Origin of the sequence: Pseudomonas sp. 10(2024), assembly GCF_045164175.1 — a bacterium.
In the GTDB taxonomy this organism is placed as follows: Bacteria; Pseudomonadota; Gammaproteobacteria; order Pseudomonadales; family Pseudomonadaceae; genus Aquipseudomonas; species Aquipseudomonas alloputida.
Window position 1 is genome coordinate 1,407,523 of sequence record NZ_CP174006.1, and the last position, 15,762, is coordinate 1,423,284.

The 15,762-nt window shown below is 59.6% G+C and carries 22 protein-coding genes and 1 tRNA gene; 11 read left to right on the top strand and 12 right to left on the bottom strand.

What is annotated here, in order from left to right:
* Positions 1–201: 201 nt before the first annotated feature.
* A complete protein-coding gene (gene nadA, locus ACI7M0_RS06355) occupies positions 202–1,260 on the top strand; it encodes a quinolinate synthase NadA (protein ID WP_003254747.1) in 1,059 nt (352 codons plus the stop codon).
* Positions 1,261–1,368: 108 nt separating this feature from the next.
* Here the strand turns inward: nadA and ACI7M0_RS06360 are convergent, their stop codons facing one another.
* The gene (locus ACI7M0_RS06360) at positions 1,369–2,805 is read right to left on the bottom strand and encodes a M48 family metalloprotease (protein ID WP_101196315.1); all 1,437 of its coding nucleotides are present in this window, start codon (positions 2,803–2,805) and stop codon (positions 1,369–1,371) included.
* A gap of 122 nt (positions 2,806–2,927) precedes the next feature.
* On the opposite strand from ACI7M0_RS06360, the gene ACI7M0_RS06365 reads away from it, so the two are divergent.
* Together ACI7M0_RS06365 and ACI7M0_RS06370 are read left to right on the top strand one after the other, a co-directional pair.
* Entirely contained in the window at positions 2,928–3,167 is a 240-nt protein-coding gene (locus ACI7M0_RS06365; protein WP_003254745.1) for a sulfurtransferase TusA family protein, read from the top strand.
* 20 nt (positions 3,168–3,187) lie between these two features.
* On the top strand, positions 3,188–4,258 hold the full coding sequence (locus tag ACI7M0_RS06370) for an AI-2E family transporter (RefSeq protein ID WP_003254744.1): 1,071 nt from the start codon (positions 3,188–3,190) through the stop codon (positions 4,256–4,258).
* A gap of 117 nt (positions 4,259–4,375) precedes the next feature.
* Here ACI7M0_RS06370 and ACI7M0_RS06375 read toward each other — a convergent pair whose 3' ends face one another.
* Both ACI7M0_RS06375 and ACI7M0_RS06380 read right to left on the bottom strand, forming a co-directional pair.
* Entirely contained in the window at positions 4,376–4,849 is a 474-nt protein-coding gene (locus tag ACI7M0_RS06375; RefSeq protein WP_129932407.1) for a peroxiredoxin, read from the bottom strand.
* An 11-nt stretch (positions 4,850–4,860) separates the two neighbouring features.
* Positions 4,861–5,421, bottom strand: coding sequence for a glycine cleavage system protein R (locus tag ACI7M0_RS06380; protein WP_003254741.1), 561 nt, complete (start codon positions 5,419–5,421; stop codon positions 4,861–4,863).
* A gap of 259 nt (positions 5,422–5,680) precedes the next feature.
* Between ACI7M0_RS06380 and dapA the strand changes: the two genes are divergently transcribed.
* The 8 genes from dapA (at position 5,681) to ACI7M0_RS06420 (ending at position 12,398) form a co-directional block, all read left to right on the top strand.
* Positions 5,681–6,568: a 4-hydroxy-tetrahydrodipicolinate synthase gene (dapA, locus tag ACI7M0_RS06385; protein WP_003254739.1), complete on the top strand. Its 888-nt coding sequence runs from the start codon at positions 5,681–5,683 to the stop codon at positions 6,566–6,568.
* Positions 6,569–6,583: 15 nt separating this feature from the next.
* Positions 6,584–7,705, top strand: a complete 1,122-nt coding sequence (gene bamC, locus ACI7M0_RS06390) for an outer membrane protein assembly factor BamC (RefSeq protein ID WP_064492889.1) — start codon at positions 6,584–6,586, stop codon at positions 7,703–7,705.
* Positions 7,706–8,464: an MBL fold metallo-hydrolase gene (locus ACI7M0_RS06395; protein ID WP_014590006.1), complete on the top strand. Its 759-nt coding sequence runs from the start codon at positions 7,706–7,708 to the stop codon at positions 8,462–8,464.
* Positions 8,465–8,494: 30 nt separating this feature from the next.
* Positions 8,495–9,205 (top strand): phosphoribosylaminoimidazolesuccinocarboxamide synthase, encoded by a 711-nt coding sequence (gene purC / locus ACI7M0_RS06400; RefSeq protein ID WP_003254733.1) that lies wholly within the window; start codon positions 8,495–8,497, stop codon positions 9,203–9,205.
* A 91-nt stretch (positions 9,206–9,296) separates the two neighbouring features.
* Positions 9,297–9,386: transfer RNA gene (locus ACI7M0_RS06405), tRNA-Ser, on the top strand.
* A 109-nt stretch (positions 9,387–9,495) separates the two neighbouring features.
* Positions 9,496–10,473 (top strand): site-specific integrase, encoded by a 978-nt coding sequence (locus ACI7M0_RS06410; RefSeq protein WP_129932406.1) that lies wholly within the window; start codon positions 9,496–9,498, stop codon positions 10,471–10,473.
* A 72-nt stretch (positions 10,474–10,545) separates the two neighbouring features.
* Positions 10,546–11,682, top strand: a complete 1,137-nt coding sequence (locus ACI7M0_RS06415; RefSeq protein ID WP_165366985.1) for an AAA family ATPase — start codon at positions 10,546–10,548, stop codon at positions 11,680–11,682.
* Positions 11,682–12,398, top strand: coding sequence for a hypothetical protein (locus ACI7M0_RS06420; protein ID WP_129932404.1), 717 nt, complete (start codon positions 11,682–11,684; stop codon positions 12,396–12,398). Before ACI7M0_RS06415 ends, ACI7M0_RS06420 begins: the two co-directional genes overlap by 1 nt.
* On the opposite strand, the gene ACI7M0_RS06425 is transcribed toward ACI7M0_RS06420, so the two are convergent.
* The 9 genes from ACI7M0_RS06425 to ACI7M0_RS06465 form a co-directional block, all read right to left on the bottom strand.
* Positions 12,395–12,646, bottom strand: coding sequence for an AlpA family transcriptional regulator (locus tag ACI7M0_RS06425; protein ID WP_129932403.1), 252 nt, complete (start codon positions 12,644–12,646; stop codon positions 12,395–12,397). The genes ACI7M0_RS06420 and ACI7M0_RS06425 overlap by 4 nt on opposite strands.
* A gap of 54 nt (positions 12,647–12,700) precedes the next feature.
* Positions 12,701–12,943, bottom strand: coding sequence for a hypothetical protein (locus tag ACI7M0_RS06430; protein WP_129932402.1), 243 nt, complete (start codon positions 12,941–12,943; stop codon positions 12,701–12,703).
* Positions 12,933–13,490: an HNH endonuclease signature motif containing protein gene (locus tag ACI7M0_RS06435; RefSeq protein WP_129932401.1), complete on the bottom strand. Its 558-nt coding sequence runs from the start codon at positions 13,488–13,490 to the stop codon at positions 12,933–12,935. Before ACI7M0_RS06435 ends, ACI7M0_RS06430 begins: the two co-directional genes overlap by 11 nt.
* A complete protein-coding gene (locus ACI7M0_RS06440; RefSeq protein ID WP_129932400.1) occupies positions 13,483–13,845 on the bottom strand; it encodes a hypothetical protein in 363 nt (120 codons plus the stop codon). Before ACI7M0_RS06440 ends, ACI7M0_RS06435 begins: the two co-directional genes overlap by 8 nt.
* The gene (locus ACI7M0_RS06445; RefSeq protein WP_165366984.1) at positions 13,842–13,985 is read right to left on the bottom strand and encodes a hypothetical protein; all 144 of its coding nucleotides are present in this window, start codon (positions 13,983–13,985) and stop codon (positions 13,842–13,844) included. Before ACI7M0_RS06445 ends, ACI7M0_RS06440 begins: the two co-directional genes overlap by 4 nt.
* Positions 13,982–14,218: a CopG family ribbon-helix-helix protein gene (locus ACI7M0_RS06450; RefSeq protein WP_129932399.1), complete on the bottom strand. Its 237-nt coding sequence runs from the start codon at positions 14,216–14,218 to the stop codon at positions 13,982–13,984. The genes ACI7M0_RS06445 and ACI7M0_RS06450 overlap by 4 nt, the downstream gene beginning before the upstream one ends.
* Complete coding sequence (gene csrA / locus ACI7M0_RS06455; protein ID WP_129932398.1) at positions 14,208–14,399, bottom strand: carbon storage regulator CsrA; 192 nt, start codon at positions 14,397–14,399, stop codon at positions 14,208–14,210. The genes ACI7M0_RS06450 and csrA overlap by 11 nt, the downstream gene beginning before the upstream one ends.
* Before the next feature lie 91 nt (positions 14,400–14,490).
* A complete protein-coding gene (locus tag ACI7M0_RS06460; protein WP_129932397.1) occupies positions 14,491–14,886 on the bottom strand; it encodes a LuxR C-terminal-related transcriptional regulator in 396 nt (131 codons plus the stop codon).
* A gap of 139 nt (positions 14,887–15,025) precedes the next feature.
* Positions 15,026–15,754: a LexA family transcriptional regulator gene (locus tag ACI7M0_RS06465; RefSeq protein WP_129932396.1), complete on the bottom strand. Its 729-nt coding sequence runs from the start codon at positions 15,752–15,754 to the stop codon at positions 15,026–15,028.
* Between the last annotated feature and the right edge of the window lie 8 nt (positions 15,755–15,762).

Here is a 15,762-nt window from a genome sequence, read left to right on the forward strand (position 1 = left end):
ACCCGCGAAGGGGCCCGCACAAGCACTACAAAAACCCCTTTAGTAATCGCTGGATTGTCTGTAGCCTTCGGCCTCCGATAATAATCCGCGCCCGCAGAGGGCCGTGACGGTCAGCATGCCGTCCGGCACCCTTAGCCGATCTGCCAGGGCCGGGTGATACACTCGATTTGACGCGCAAGCGCGCCTGCAGGTCCAGCGATCATGACCCAGATTTCCGAACGCCTTTTGGTTCAGGCCCACCTCGACGCCAAACAGCCCAACCCGCTGACAGCCGAGCAGGAGGCCGAATACCGTGCGGCCATCGCTGCCGAGCTCAAAGCCCAGAATGCCGTGCTGGTTGCCCATTATTACTGCGACCCGGTCATCCAGGCGCTGGCTGAAGAAACCGGCGGCTGTGTATCCGACTCGTTGGAAATGGCCCGTTTCGGCAAGAACCACCCGGCCGAAACGGTCATCGTGGCCGGTGTGCGCTTCATGGGCGAGACGGCAAAAATCCTCACCCCGGAAAAGCGCGTGCTAATGCCGACACTGGAGGCCACCTGCTCGCTCGACCTGGGTTGCCCGGTGGAAGAGTTCTCGGCCTTCTGCGACCAGCACCCAGAGCGCACCGTGGTGGTCTACGCCAACACGTCCGCAGCGGTGAAGGCACGCGCCGACTGGGTAGTGACTTCGAGCTGCGCGCTGGAAATTGTCGAAAGCCTGATGGACAACGGCGAAACCATCATCTGGGGCCCGGACCAGCACCTGGGCCGTTACATCCAGAAGCAAACCGGTGCCGACATGCTGCTGTGGGACGGTGCCTGCATCGTTCACGAAGAGTTCAAGTCGCGCCAGTTGGCCGACATGAAGGCGCTGTACCCGGATGCTGCGATCTTGGTGCACCCCGAGTCGCCGGAAGCGGTGATCGAGTTGGCCGACGCGGTGGGCTCCACCAGCCAGCTGATCAAGGCTGCCCAGACCCTGCCGAACAAAACCTTCATCGTCGCCACCGACCGCGGCATCTTCTACAAGATGCAGCAGCTGTGCCCGGACAAGGAATTCGTCGAAGCCCCCACCGCCGGCAACGGCGCGGCCTGCCGCAGCTGTGCGCATTGCCCGTGGATGGCGATGAACACCCTGGAGCGGGTGCTGGATTGCCTGCGTAATGGCACCAACGAGATTTTCGTTGACCCGGCGCTGGTGCCCAAGGCGATCAAGCCGCTTAATCGCATGCTGGACTTTACCCAGGCGGCGCGGCTGAAGCTGTCTGGTAATGCCTGACGCCAGACCGCGTCATACTCTTCGCGGGCTCGCCCACTCCCACAGATATTGCACCGTTTACCAAGGCGGTGGAGTACCTGTGGGAGCGGGCTTGCCCGCGAATCGCCTTCAGCGCCCCATCATTTCCTGAACCATGCGCCGCTGCTCCATGATCTCGCGCTGGCGCTGGTCAATCTGTGAGGCCAGCGGGAAGTTACCGCCCGCCCGACGCTTGGCGTAATCCAGCTGCTGGATTGCCTGATCAAAGTCGCCGACCAGCGTGAAGTACTCGGCACGCGCCCGGTGCAAGCCAATGGTATTGCCCGACAAGCCACGCACCTCGGCCATGTCGTACCACACATCCGGGTCATCCGGCCGACTCTTCACCAGCTCGTTCAACACCTTCTCGGCCTCAGCCGGCTTGTTCTGTTTCACCAGCAGGTCGGCACGCACCTGTTTCAACGGGTAGTTGCCCGGGTACAGCCCCTGCATCCGTTCGGCGCGCTGCTGGGCGTCGGCAAGACGGTTGTTGGTGATGTCCAGGTCGATCTGTGCCAGGTTGTAGGTGATGTCGTTAGGCGCCTTGGCCAGCAGCGGCTTGAGCATTTCACGGGCCTCGTTCAATTGCCCGCCCTTGATCTGTGCCAAGGCCAGGCCATAACGTGCGGCGTCCAGCTTTGGGTCTTCGTCCAGTTGGGCGCGGAAGCGCTTGGCGGCAAGCCCCGGTGTGCCCTCGTAGATCAGTGCCACCCGGGCGCGGATCAGTTGGTAGCGCATGCTGTCTTCAATGCCACCCTTGGGCGCCTGGTCGGCGCGGTTACGGGTGTCGGCAATACGTGATTCGGTCACCGGGTGGGTCAGCAGGAATTCCGGCGGTTTGGCGTCATAGCGATACTGGCGTGCCAGGCGCTCGAACATGGTCGGCATGTTGCGTGGATCGTAGCCGGCTTTTTCCAGGTTCTGGATACCGATGCGGTCGGCTTCCTGTTCATTCTGGCGCGAGAAGCGCCGTTGCTCCTGAATGGCCGCTGCCTGGGTGCCGGCAATCATGCCGATGCCCGCATCGCCGGCACCACCTGCGGCCAGCACGATGCCGGCCAGCAGCGCCGCCATCATCGGCAACTGCATGCGCTGCTGGGCCTCGACACCCCGCGCGAAGTGGCGTTGCGACAAGTGCGCCAGTTCGTGGGCCAGTACCGAGGCATATTCGCCCTCGGTCTGGGCGTTGAGGAACAGCCCACCGTTGACCCCGACAATGCCACCCGGGGCGGCAAAGGCGTTCAGCTCGCGGCTGTCGATCAGGATGAATTCCAGGCGCCGGTCCTGCAGCTGGCTGGTTTCGGCCAGCTTGTACACGCTGGTTTCGACGTAGTCCTTGAGCTGTGGGTCGTTGAGCTGATTGACCTGGCCGCGCAGCAGGCTGAGCCAGGCGCGGCCCAGTTGGTGCTCCTGTTGCGGCGAGACGATCGCAGAACTGGCATCACCCAGTGATGGCAGGTCGTCAGCATGGCCGGGAAGGGCCATCAGGCAGGCCAGCGTCAGCAGGGTAGGGCGCAGTAGATTCATGCATGAAGCTCGCGTCGGATCAAAGATACCTACTGTAGCGGGCTCACACGTTGACGACCAGTGGCGCTATCCTAGCCAGCCATGCCAAGAAGCAGCCTGGCGATGCCTTTGGAGACCCTGCGATGAGTAACACCCTGACCTGCGACGCCGAACTGGACGCCAGCGGGCTGAATTGCCCTTTGCCACTGCTCAAGGCCAAGATGGAACTCAATCGCCTGGCCAGTGGCGCGGTGCTCAAGGTAATCGCCACGGACGCAGGCTCCCAGCGCGACTTCCGCACTTTCGCCCAATTGGCCGGTCATACCCTGCTGCAAGAAACGGCCGAGGCCGGTACCTACACTTACTGGCTGCGCAAGGCCTGAGTCTTTTCCAAGGATCGTCAATGTTCAAAGTGCTTCGCGACTGGGTGCAGCGCTACTTCTCCGATGAGGAAGCGGTGGTGCTGGCGGTCCTGTTGTTCCTGGCTTTTACCGCCGTGCTCACCCTGGGCGGCATGCTCGCGCCGGTGCTGGCGGGCATGGTGCTGGCGTTTCTGATGCAGGGGCTGGTCAACGCCCTGGAGCGCGTGCGCGTACCTACACGGCTGGCGGTGATGCTGGTGTTCGCCTTGTTCATGGGCGCACTGGCGGTGTTCATGCTGGTGCTGGTACCGCTGCTGTGGCACCAGCTGATCACGCTGTTCAACGAGTTGCCGGGCATGCTCGGCAAGTGGCAGTCGTTGTTGCTGCTGCTGCCAGAGCGCTATCCGCACCTGGTGTCGGACGAGCAGGTATTGCACGCCATCGAGTCGGTGCGCGGTGAAATTGGCAAGTTTGGTCAATGGGCGCTGACCTTCTCGCTGTCCAGCCTGCCACTGCTGGTCAATGCCATGATCTATCTGGTGCTGGTACCGATTCTGGTGTTCTTCTTCCTGAAGGATCGCGAACTCATTGGCCGCTGGGTCAGCGGCTACCTGCCGCGCCAGCGCACCTTGCTGAACCGGGTGGGCAGCGAGATGAACCGGCAGATCGCCAACTACATCCGTGGCAAGGGTATCGAGATTCTGATCTGCGGCATTGCCACTTATATCGCCTTCATCAGCCTGGGGCTCAATTACGCAGCGCTATTGGCGTTGCTGGTGGGGTTGTCGGTGGTGGTGCCTTACGTGGGCGCGGTGGTCGTGACCGTGCCGGTCACCCTGATTGCGCTGTTCCAGTGGGGCTGGGGCGACCAGTTCATCTACCTGATGACGGTGTACGCGATCATCCAGGCGCTGGATGGCAATGTGCTGGTACCGCTGCTGTTCTCCGAAGCGGTGAGCCTGCACCCGGTGGCGATTATCTGCGCGGTGCTGCTGTTTGGCGGGCTGTGGGGGTTCTGGGGGATATTCTTCGCCATCCCGCTGGCGACGTTGATCAAGGCCGTGCTGGATGCGTGGCCCAAGCAGGAGCCTAGCGTTTCACCGATGCTTTGAATGTAATTGGGGCCGCTCTGCGGCCCTTCGCGGGCACGCCCGCTCCCACTGGTCCCTGCACAATTCCGGTGGGAGCGGGCGTGCCCGCGAAGGGTTGCAAGGCAGCCCCATTCAATTTCAAGCCTTGTTCAAGGCTTGGGCGGCCGCCAATACGGCATCCACATGCCCGGGCACCTTCACGCCACGCCATTCCTGGCGCAGCACCCCGTCCTTGTCGATCAGGAAGGTGCTGCGGTCAACGCCCATGTACTCCTTGCCATACAGCTTCTTCAGCTTGATCACGTCGAACAGCTGGCACAGGACCTCGTCCTTGTCGCTGATCAGCTCGAACGGGAAGCCTTGCTTGGCCTTGAAGTTCTCGTGCGACTTGATGCCATCACGCGACACACCGAATACCACGGTGTTGGCCGCGGCGAAGGCGTCGTGCTGGTCGCGGAAGCCCTGGCCCTCGGTGGTGCAGCCTGGGGTGCTGTCCTTGGGGTAGAAGTACACCACCACCTGCTGGCCCTTGAGTTCGGCAAGGCTGACGGTTTGCCCGCTGGTGGCCTGGGCCTGGAAGTCGGCGACAGGTTGGTCGAGTGCTACAGCCATGATCGGTTTCCTTACATAGGGTTCTGGGGACGCCATGGCTCGATCAGTGCGTCGAGGTTCAGGGCATCGGCAAAGTCCAGGAACTGGTCGCGTAGCCAGCTGATCTGCGTGCCGGCCGGCAGAATCACGGTGAACTGGGCGTTGAGCATGCTGCTACCGGTTTGCGGCGCCAGGTAGGTGTCGCAGGTCATGGCTTCCAGCTCGACGCGGTGGTCAAGGAAGAACTGGCACAGCTCGTTGATGATGTCCGGGCGGTAGGCAGCGCTGACGTAGGCCACATACGGAAGGGCCTGCGGGCGCACTTCCTGGTCCGCGCTGCGGACCACGTCGAGGGTCAGGCCGTGCTTCTTGCCCAGGCCTGGCAGGGTGGATTCGAGACGTGCCAGTGCATCCCAGCTGCCGCCCACCTGCAGCACCAGGGCGCTGGTCTCGCCGTGGCGGCTCAGGCGCGAGGTGACCACCGCGCAGCGGTTTTCGAAGGCAGCGCGGCTGAGGACGTTGGCCAGCTCCATGGGGTTAGGGCCCAGGGCACTGATGACAAGGAATTGTTCGCGGACGGTGGGGGTGGACATGCAGCATTCCTAAAGCGATGAGCGGTCGGCACAGGACGGGCAAAAGCCTCCTGTCGGCAGGGCCCGGGGCTCGCATGCGAGGTCTTGGACGCTGGCGGGGAGCAAGGTCGACGGCCCGGCGGGCCGCGCTGCACCGATCAAAGGGCCAAGGGTAGCGAAATAAGCCGCCGAGGGGAATGCTCCACCCGCCTGCTTCGCTTGTGCAAGGTCGATGCCCCCAGTACCATTACCGCTCTCTTTTTCCGGCAGGAGCAGTTACATGATTGCGGGCAGTATGGTGGCATTGGTCACACCCATGGATGCACAAGGGCGTGTTGACTGGGGCAGCCTCGACAAACTTGTAGACTTCCACCTGGAAAACGGCACCCATGCGATCGTCGCTGTCGGCACCACCGGTGAGTCGGCCACGCTGGATGTCGAAGAACACATCCTGGTCATCAAGCACGTGGTCGAGCGCGTCAAACGCAGCGCCAAACCAATTCCGGTCATCGCCGGCACCGGTGCCAACTCCACCGCCGAAGCCGTGCACCTGACCCAGAACGCCAAGAATGCTGGCGCCGACGCCTGCCTGCTGGTTGTGCCGTACTACAACAAGCCGACGCAAGAAGGCCTGTACCAGCACTTCAAGCACATTGCCGAAGCCGTCGACATCCCGCAGATCCTCTACAACGTTCCCGGCCGTACCTCCTGCGACATGCAGGCCGAGACCGTGATCCGCCTGTCGACCGTGCCGAACATCATCGGCATCAAGGAAGCCACGGGCGACCTGGCCCGCGCCAAGGCCATTCTCGATGGCGTCAGCAAGGACTTCATCGTCATGTCCGGCGACGACCCGACTGCCGTCGAGCTGATCCTGATGGGCGGCAAGGGCAACATCTCCGTCACCGCCAACGTCGCTCCGCGCGAAATGGCGGACCTGTGCGAGGCCGCCCTTGAGGGCAATGCCGAGAAGGCCCGCGCAATCAACGAAAAACTCATGCCGCTGCACAAGGACCTGTTCTGCGAGTCCAACCCGATCCCGGTGAAATGGGCGCTCGTCGAAATGGGCCTGATGCAAAAAGGTATTCGCCTGCCACTGACCTGGCTGAGCGAAGGCTGCCACGAAAAAGTCCGTACTGCCTTGCGCCAGTCCGGCGTACTGGTTTAAGAGGAAGTACACCGCATGAAGCGACTGGCTGGTCTTTCCGCCCTTGCCCTGATTATCTCCAACACCAGTGGGTGTGGCTGGCTGTGGGGCGAGGATGGCTATTTCCGCGACCGCGGCAGTGACTACCTGCAGGCGCACCCGACCGCGCCGATGCAGCTGCCGCCGGACGCCAGCAACGTCAAGCGCCTTGATCCGCTGCTGCCGATTCCGCGTAACGTCGCTGACGATACCGTCAAGGGTGAGTTCGAAGTGCCTCGCCCGCAACCGCTGACGGGCGGTGCCGCCCAGGTCACCGACTACAGCCTGCAGCGCAGCGGCAGCAGCCGTTGGGTGCTGGCCCAGCATTCGCCAGCCGAAGTGTGGCCGGTAGCCCGGCAGTTCTTCGAGGATAACGGCTTCCGCATTGCTGAAGAGCGCCCGCAGACGGGTGAGTTCAACACCGCCTGGCAGCGTTTCGATGAACTGTCGGCATCGCTTGGCCAGCGTCTGGCCAGCACTGCCAGCAGCGGCGACAGCGAGGTGCGCGTACGTGTGCGCATGGAGCCTGGCGTGCAGCGCAATACCTCCGAAGTGTATGTGGTCAGCGTCGAGCGCCCGGCGGGCAGCACTGCCGAGCCTGCGTTCCCGTCCACCTCCATCAATACCGGCACCGATGCCCTGCTGGCCGACGAAATGCTTGCCAGCATGAACCGCAGCGCCGAGAAGGGCGGTTCGGTGTCGCTGCTGGCCGCGCGCGATTTCGACGCACCAAGCCGCGTCAGCCTGAGCGAAGACGGCAGCGGCAACCCGGTGCTGTACCTGGGCTCCGACCTGGACCGCGCCTGGTCTGGCGTGGGCCGTGCCCTGGAGCAGGGTGGCGAATGGCGTGTTGAGGACATCAACCGCAGCCTGGGCCTGTACTACATCAACCTGTCCGAAAAACCTGACGACAAGCAGAACCAGCCTGGCTTCTTCAGCCGCCTGTTCGGCAGCGAGCCGACCAAGGAAGAGCGTGAAGCCCGTGCCGAGCGTTACCAGGTTCGCCTGAGCAAGGTGGGTGAGAGCGTGCAGGTCACGGTCGAGAAAAACATCAACACCGTGGCTCCGGCCGATGTCGCCCGCCGCGTGCTGAGCGCCATTCAGGACCACCTGGGCTAAGTGCGCTTCGCGGTACTCGGAAGCGGCAGCCAAGGGAACGGCACGCTGATCGCCAGTGGTGACACGTTCATCCTGGTCGATTGCGGCTTTTCCCTGCGTGAAACCGAGCGGCGCCTGGCGCTGCTCGGGGTTTCTGCAGCTCAGCTCAGTGCAGTGCTGGTCACCCACGAACATGCCGACCACGTGCATGGGGTCGGCTTGCTGTCACGGCGCTACAATGTACCGGTCTACCTCAGCCAAGGGACTTTGCGCGGCATGCGCAAGCCGGTGGAGGTGGCCGGTTTTCTCGCGTGTGGCCAAAGCCTGCGTATCGGCAGCCTGGAAGTAACCGCAGCGCGGGTCGAGCACGACGCCTACGAGCCGTTGCAGTACGTGGTCAGCGATGGTCGGCGGCGTTTTGGCATGCTCACTGACCTGGGCTCGTACGACGCGCTGCTGTTGGAGCGTTACCAGGGCCTGGATGCACTGCTGATCGAGGCCAACCACTGCCGCGACCTGCTGGCACGCGGTCACTATCCGGCCTTCTTGAAGCAGCGGGTGGGTGGCATGCAAGGGCATTTGAACAACCACCAGGCCGCGCGCCTGGTGCACGAGTTGGGCTGGAGCAACCTGCAACATCTGGTGCTGGCCCATCTCAGCAGCAAGAACAACCTGCCACACTTGGCCCGCCAGTGCTTCGTCGACACCCTTGGGTGCGACCCGGACTGGCTCCAGGTGGCGAATCAGGAACACGGGCTCGACTGGCGCGAAATCGCCTAGCCCAACACCTCAAGCAAGCGGAGCCCAATCATGGAAAAACGCGAAGAACTTTACCGCGGCAAGGCCAAATCGGTTTACAAGACCGATGACGCCGACCGCTTGATCCTGCTGTTCCGTAACGACACTTCGGCGTTCGACGGCAAGCGTATCGAACAACTCGACCGCAAAGGCATGGTGAACAACAAGTTCAACGCCTTCATCATGCAGAAACTGGAAGAAGCCGGCGTGCCGACCCAGTTCGACAAGCTGCTGGGCGACAACGAGTGCCTGGTGAAGAAGCTGGACATGATTCCGGTCGAGTGCGTGGTGCGTAACTACGCTGCCGGCAGCCTGGTCAAGCGCCTGGGCGTGGAGGAGGGCATCAAGCTGGAGCCGTCCACCTTCGAGCTGTTCCTGAAGAACGACGAGAAGGGCGACCCCTTCATCAACGAATCCCACGTTGTCGCGTTCGGTTGGGGCACCGCCGAGCAACTGGTGGAAATGAAGAAGCTGTCGTTGAAGGTCAACGAAGTGCTGAGCAAGCTGTTCGATGACGCCGGCCTGCTGCTGGTCGACTTCAAGCTGGAGTTCGGCGTATTCCACGGCCAGATCGTGCTGGGCGACGAGTTCAGCCCGGACGGCTGCCGCCTGTGGGACAAAGAAACCCGCAAGAAGATGGACAAGGACCGCTTCCGTCAGGGCCTGGGCGACGTGATCGAAGCCTACGAAGAAGTTGCCAAGCGCCTGGGCGTGCCGCTGTAAGCGGCGCGTTCACGCAAGCGCCTGATACCACGCGGTTTTTTTGAAAAAAAGATTTGCGTTTTAAAGGAACGCTGGTATGATGCGCGGCATTGGAGAGATGCCGGAGTGGTCGAACGGGACGGATTCGAAATCCGTTGTACTGGCAACAGTACCTAGGGTTCAAATCCCTATCTCTCCGCCATATTAAAGGCCCCGAGCGCTGTATAGCCCTCGGGGCCTTTTTCATTTGGGGGAATTTTGGGGGAATGGGGGAGCGTGTAATTCCCCCAAGCGTTCGCTATCATTCCGCCATGGCCTACTACGAAAAGCGCGGTGACGCCTGGCGCGCCCAGATCCGCCGCAAAGGATACCCAACCCTTTCCGCCACCTTTGACACCAAGGCAGAAGCCCAGCGCTGGGCAGCCGAGATCGAGGGTGACATGTCGCGTGCGCGCTTTGTCGACATGCGCGAAGCCGAGAGTACCACGCTTGCCGAGGCCCTGGGCCGTTACCTGTCCGAGGTAACTTCCACCAAGAAGGGCGCCAAGCAGGAACAGGTCCGCATCAAGAAGTGGAAAGAGCACAAGCTGGCCAGCAAAGGCTTGGCTGCCATTCGCTCGAGCGACATGGCCGCGTATCGCGATGCTGAACTGAAGGAAGGGAAGTCGACAGCAACCGTCCGCCTCAACCTGGCGGTGATCAGCCATCTCTACACGGTGGCCACCAAGGAATGGGGTATCGAAGGGCTGACCAACCCATGCCGAGCTATCCGGATGCCGAAGGGCAGTAAGGAAAGGGATCGGCGCCCGACGCCGGCGGAGCTCACTGCGCTGTACAAGGCAGCCGGCCAGATGAATGCCCAGCTTCCGGTGTTCATTGAGTTGGCGGTGGAGACGGCGATGCGTCGGTCTGAGCTGTTGATGCTGCGCCGCGACCAGGTGCGCGGCAAAGTGGCCTATCTGGAAGACACCAAGAACGGCGAGCGGCGCGCCGTGCCATTGTCCTCCCGGGCGATCGCCCTGCTGGAGGGGCTGCCCACGCCGATCGGCGGCGGCCGGTACTTCAACCTGGCGCTCAACACGATCAGCAACTACTTCCCCCGGGCCTGCGTAGCCGCCGCGATTGAAGGCTTACGACTGCACGACTTGCGCCATGAGGCGACCAGTCGTCTCTTCGAGCGCGGCTTCACGATGATGGAGGTCGCGAGCATCACCGGGCATAAGACCCTGGCAATGCTGAAGCGCTATACTCACCTCAGCCCTCAAGACTTAGCTGAAAAGCTTGGTTGAAATTTAGGCACAGATAGCCACATAGTCAGCCTGCCGGCGGAAAATGTTTGCTGGAGGCAGAGGAGAATTAACGTGTTTCTCAAGGAAATTGAATACAGCGAGTATGCTGGAACAGCCCAGGAATGGCGTCTTGAACGTACTACCCTTGGTCAGCGAAATTTGGTGGTTGGGAAAAACTCAACAGGCAAAACGAGAACCCTCAACTTAATTGCTGCTATCGCCAGAAGCTTGACTTCCAACGGCCCACTCCCATTGTCATCACATTATCGTATTAAATGGATGCATGAGGAGAAAGAGTACTTTTATGAGCTTCATGTAGAAGATCAGCAAGTGTTATTAGAGTCCCTTGAGATTAATGGTCACTCCTACCTGCATAGAACTAAAGGGGGGGTTGGGCATATATGGGCAGATAAGATCGGTACTGGTCAGTCTATCGAGTTTCAAACTCCTCCATCCGAGATATCGATATTCAAAAGAAGGGATTCGATACAGCATGGATTTCTTGAGCCTATCCATCAATGGGCATCTCAGGTTCGACACTATAGATTCGGTTCGTTGTTTGGCAAAGATCATGTAACGATATTTGTTCCTAACGGTCCGGCAGTCGACGAGCGCGATGAGAATCAAGTCTCTGGCTTGTTCCGTCAAGCAATCAAGCAGTTCGGGCAGTCATATATCGATGCAGTCATAGCTGATATGCATAAGGTTGGTTATGCAATCGAATCCATAGAGCTGGGTGCGCCGGTATCGGTAAGGTTTGAAGGTGTGCCTGGAGAATTGCTCTCAATTCGGGTCAGAGAGCGTGGGCTTACCTGTACGACTGATCAGTTCGGTATGTCACAAGGGATGTATAGGGTTCTATCTCTTTTTGTGCATTTGAATTATATGCAGATGAAGGGTGTGAGTACTTGTGTTGTCGTTGATGATATCGGCGAAGGTTTGGACTTTGAGCGTTCTTGTCAAGTGATCAACGTATTGCGAGAGAAGTCTGAGATATCCGGGCTGCAGTTGATCATGTCAAGCAATGATCGCTTTGTAATGAATGAGGTCCCATTAGAGGAGTGGACTGTTTTGCAGCGAACCGGCTCTTGCGTGCGCGCTCGGAACTACGAAAATTCAGCAGAGCAGTTCGACGAGTTTAGGTTTACTGGTTTGAGTAACTTCTCCTTCTTTGAGATGGATTATCTTAACGAATCAAGGACAGAATAATGCGCCGCATCGCTTTCTTCGTAGAGGGTTACTCAGAGCTTCTATTTGTTGATAAACTAGTTACAGAGATTGCAGGCGCTCATAATGTCACGATTGAGCAGCGGCAGATAAGTGGTGGAGTTAAGGCACCTAGGCAAGTAAAGGTTATTAAGGCTGCCGATGCAAGCGGGGAGCACGAGTTTTTCGTTCTAATTGTTGATTGCGGTGGTGAAACTCAAGTTAAAACCCGTTTGCAAGAAGAACATGAAGGTCTTACCAAGGCTGGGTATGAGAAGATTGTGTGCATAAGAGATGTTCGGCCACAATTCTCTCGTGAGGAAATACCCAAGCTGGAGCAAGGTATGCGCATGTATGTGAAGGGCTCGCTGGCCCCGGTCGATTTCATTCTTACAACCATGGAGCTGGAAGCTTGGTTCCTCGCTGAGTTTAATCACTATGAAAAGATAGATCCGGCTCTCACGGTTGATGCCATACATGGAGCGCTAGGTTTTCATCCCGTGACGGATGACCCATGCCTGCGGGATACCCCGACTGAGGACTTGAGAATTTGCTATGCGATTGCAGGCAAGACATACGAAAAGTCCGAAGTTAGCCGAACAGTTGAGTCGTTGGATTACTTGTATATTTACACGGAGCTTGGGGGGCGTGTTCCAGAGGTCGCGAAGGTTATCCAGCATGTAGACGAATTCCTATCGCCCCGCCCTGTAACTCCTTAAGCTACACCCCGTAAATTTGGGGGTGGGTTACGCTTACGGCCTGTTTTCTTATGCGCCACCTCGCCATTACGCAATTGATGCAGGAATTTGCGCACATCCTCCCTAAGCCAGCAGTGCCGGTTGCCCATCTTGAAGCTCTTGGGCAGCCAAGGCACGCCGCGGCGAATCCCCTCCCTGATTGACGCCTCGGTGCGGCCCAGCAACTTGGCCAAGCCCTCGACCGTCAACACCTCAGTCTCTTCACTCATACCTTCCTCCCGGCCTGACGCGTCAGGTTTTGGTTGTCACATTGATCTGTCACGTCAGGTTCGTTTCGCTGGCGGTAGGGCTGGCTTCGACTCGATGAACGAGCTGGCCGGGTTATCGCCGCCGATGTGGCGGAAGTAGTCGATCTCAACCTTCGCGCTCTCTATCAGCACACGGCTGATATCCGATACTGACTGGGCGCGCTGGACTTCCTTGGCCAAGTTGTCGTCATCGGCCTCACGCACCGCTTCAAGCTGGGCGAACAGGTGGTCGCGAAGGTCGCTGAGCTTATTTTTCATTCCTAGTCTTCCTCTTGATCTCTTTTTTCAGTTCGTTCTGCAGATGGAGGATGTCAACGATCTCCTCCGGCAGTCCTCGGTAGTGGTGGTTGTTGCGCAATTGGTGCTCGGCTCGCGTCCGCAGGCAAAGGTTATCGAGGTTGACGTTCTGGACGTTCCCATCCTTTGCCGCGACGATCATTCCTTCGGGGACTGGGCCGTTTACCCGTTCCCAGGTATGGATATGCAGTGGCTTCCACACATCGGGCTGAGCGATCTTGATTAGGGTGTACCGGCCTTTACGATGGGTAGCGCCTATCGGTCTAGGATCTTGGCCCGGCGATTCTCCCCGGGCTTCACATGCAGCCAGAAAGATTCGTCGATGTGTTTCTGATCGATGTGCCTCGGTCTTACTCAGGCCGAACAGATTGGCCCTCAGTGTGATCGCGGTCTTCGTGCGTTCTGGCAACAACACGAGCATTTCCTTGTTCGTTCGGATCGGATAGAACTGGCGAAGGACAGCATCTTCCGCCTCAGTCCAGCGCTTGACTGGCCCGCGCCTAGTCATGGCTTGCTCCGGCCTGCAGTTCTCCGATAACCGATTGGATGCCGGCCACATAGCTGCCTGGCCGGCCTGCAGTCGCGCCGTTCAATCGCTCTACCACTACCTCGACCGGAGAGCCTCGCAGCGAGGCGACCAAATCAATCGCCCAGTTCCTCGCTTCCAAGTACATGAAGCGATTGATGGGGCCGGCCGGAGGCTGTGCCGGGCCAGATAATTTCCGGGCCGGCTCTGCAATCTGCGCAGACGGGAGCTTTGCAGCCGACCTCGATGCGACCGAGTTGATCTGGCCGCGACCCCGCTTGAGCCCCATCGATTCGATGATCTCCATTGCAGCTTGGCTGACATCGCGATGGCTCATGAGCACCCCCGGAAATGGTCGGCCAGCACTCGGCGCCCGTCCAGGCCGCAGGCGGCGGACAGGTCGAGAACCTGTCCAAAGGTGGTCTCACGCTGCTGCAGAGCATCCCACAGCAGGAGCAGCAGGCCAGCCTGGTTCATGGCTGCTGCACCTGCGTGTCCTGCTGGCCCTGCATCTGGTTTGCCAGCACCAGAGCCCCGAGCAGCGTCTGCTGGCGTTGCTGCAGGTCCAGATACTCGCGGATTGCCTTCACAATCAGGCTGTTCATGCTGCGGTCGTCGGCGGTGGCCGCGGCGTTCACCTGGTCGCGCATGCCATCAGGGAGGCGGACAACAAATTTGTCGGCGGTGCGGCTGTCGTAATCAAACGCCATTGGGCACCTCCTGCGCCTGGCCGGCCTGGATGCGTTCGTAGATCTCCTGGCGGTGAACGGCGACCTCCTCAGGCGCTTCGACACCCAGTCGAACCTGCATCCCCTGGACGCCCAGGACGGTGACGGTGATGTCGTCGTTGATGCGGATGGATTCGCCTACGCGGCGGGTCAAGATGAGCATGTTCAAACTCCATTTTTTGGGCAAGCCGGGGGCCTGCCGCGTTTATTGGCTTTCGCAAAATTCAGGGTTGGATCAGGTCAGGCGGGCAGCGTTATGCCACCACCAAGGCGCACTCTGCGCGCTGGGTTGCTACACGAGTTTCGATCTTTCGCTCGCCGCTGTTGCCGCCACGACGAACACGCATAGCTTGGTCGTCTCCGATCATGCCGTGGATGGCCATAATCAGGGCCAGTGCGGTTACGGCAGGGCTGATGACGCCACGCTTGAATGCCTCAGCAACCAGCGCAGCGCGACGGGTGACACCCCATTTGGTGCCGAGGGCGATCAGGCGCTTCTTGACGCCATCTTCGCTGATGCCCAATGCCCGAGCGGCTTCCTTGCCTGAGGCTCCACCAGCAATGGCAAGCAGACATTCCAGTTCACGCGGAGCAGCACCGCGACCGAGTAATCCCGTAAATCCAGAAAGGGTGATGGTATTGGTGGTCATCTTGGCTGCTCCATGCAGGGTGGCAATGAGCAGAAGATACTAGCGGTTATAACTCTCAGTCAATACCGATGGTTATAAATTTTTGTTCAGTCGAAAAAAGGCCCGCTTTTGCGGGCCGTTTGCTTGGCGGAAAAGTCTCTCAGAGCCTCAGCATGGCTCGGACGACGACGCCAATTATCTTGCAGTTCCCATTCACCTGGAGCATCGGATACGCGGGGTTGAGGGGCTTCAAAAATCTTCGGCCGGCGTCTTCGATCAGCTTTTTGAAGGTCGCCTCGTTGCTGTCGGTCAGTTTCGCCACAACGAGCTTGCCCGAGCTTGCGTCGGCATCTGTGTCCACTAGGATCATCATTCCCTCTGGAATGCTTGTGCCGGTTGGCGCGGTCATTGAGTCACCTTTGACCTCGAGCCAGAACGCGGCGCCTTTCGCTTCGTAATCTGAAACCTCGTACCTGTCCGAGAAGCCGGGCGGAAACGGCTCAACAGCCTCAGCCCAGTCACCAGCTGCCACCCAGCTGATTACCGGATAGCGATAAGACATCGATGGCTGAGCCGTGAGCTTGATATTGCTGTCTTCCGAGGATGCAACTTCACCGATACGAGCCGCCTCGGTGGTGTACGCGATTTCCTTCGCGAGACGGGGGCTAAAAACCGATACCGGAACTTCAAGCATCTTGGCAAAGACTGCAGCTGTGCGAGCGTTGAGAGGGTTGTACCCATTTAGGTAATGGCTAACTGCCGCCTGACTGATCTCAAGTTCGGTCGCTATCGCTCCCTGGGTGACATTTCGGTTCTTCCGGGAGAGGAATACCTCTTTGAGCTTGGCGCATTCTTCAGCTTGTTCTGGGGGAAGGGCTCGTTTTTTCATGTGTTCAT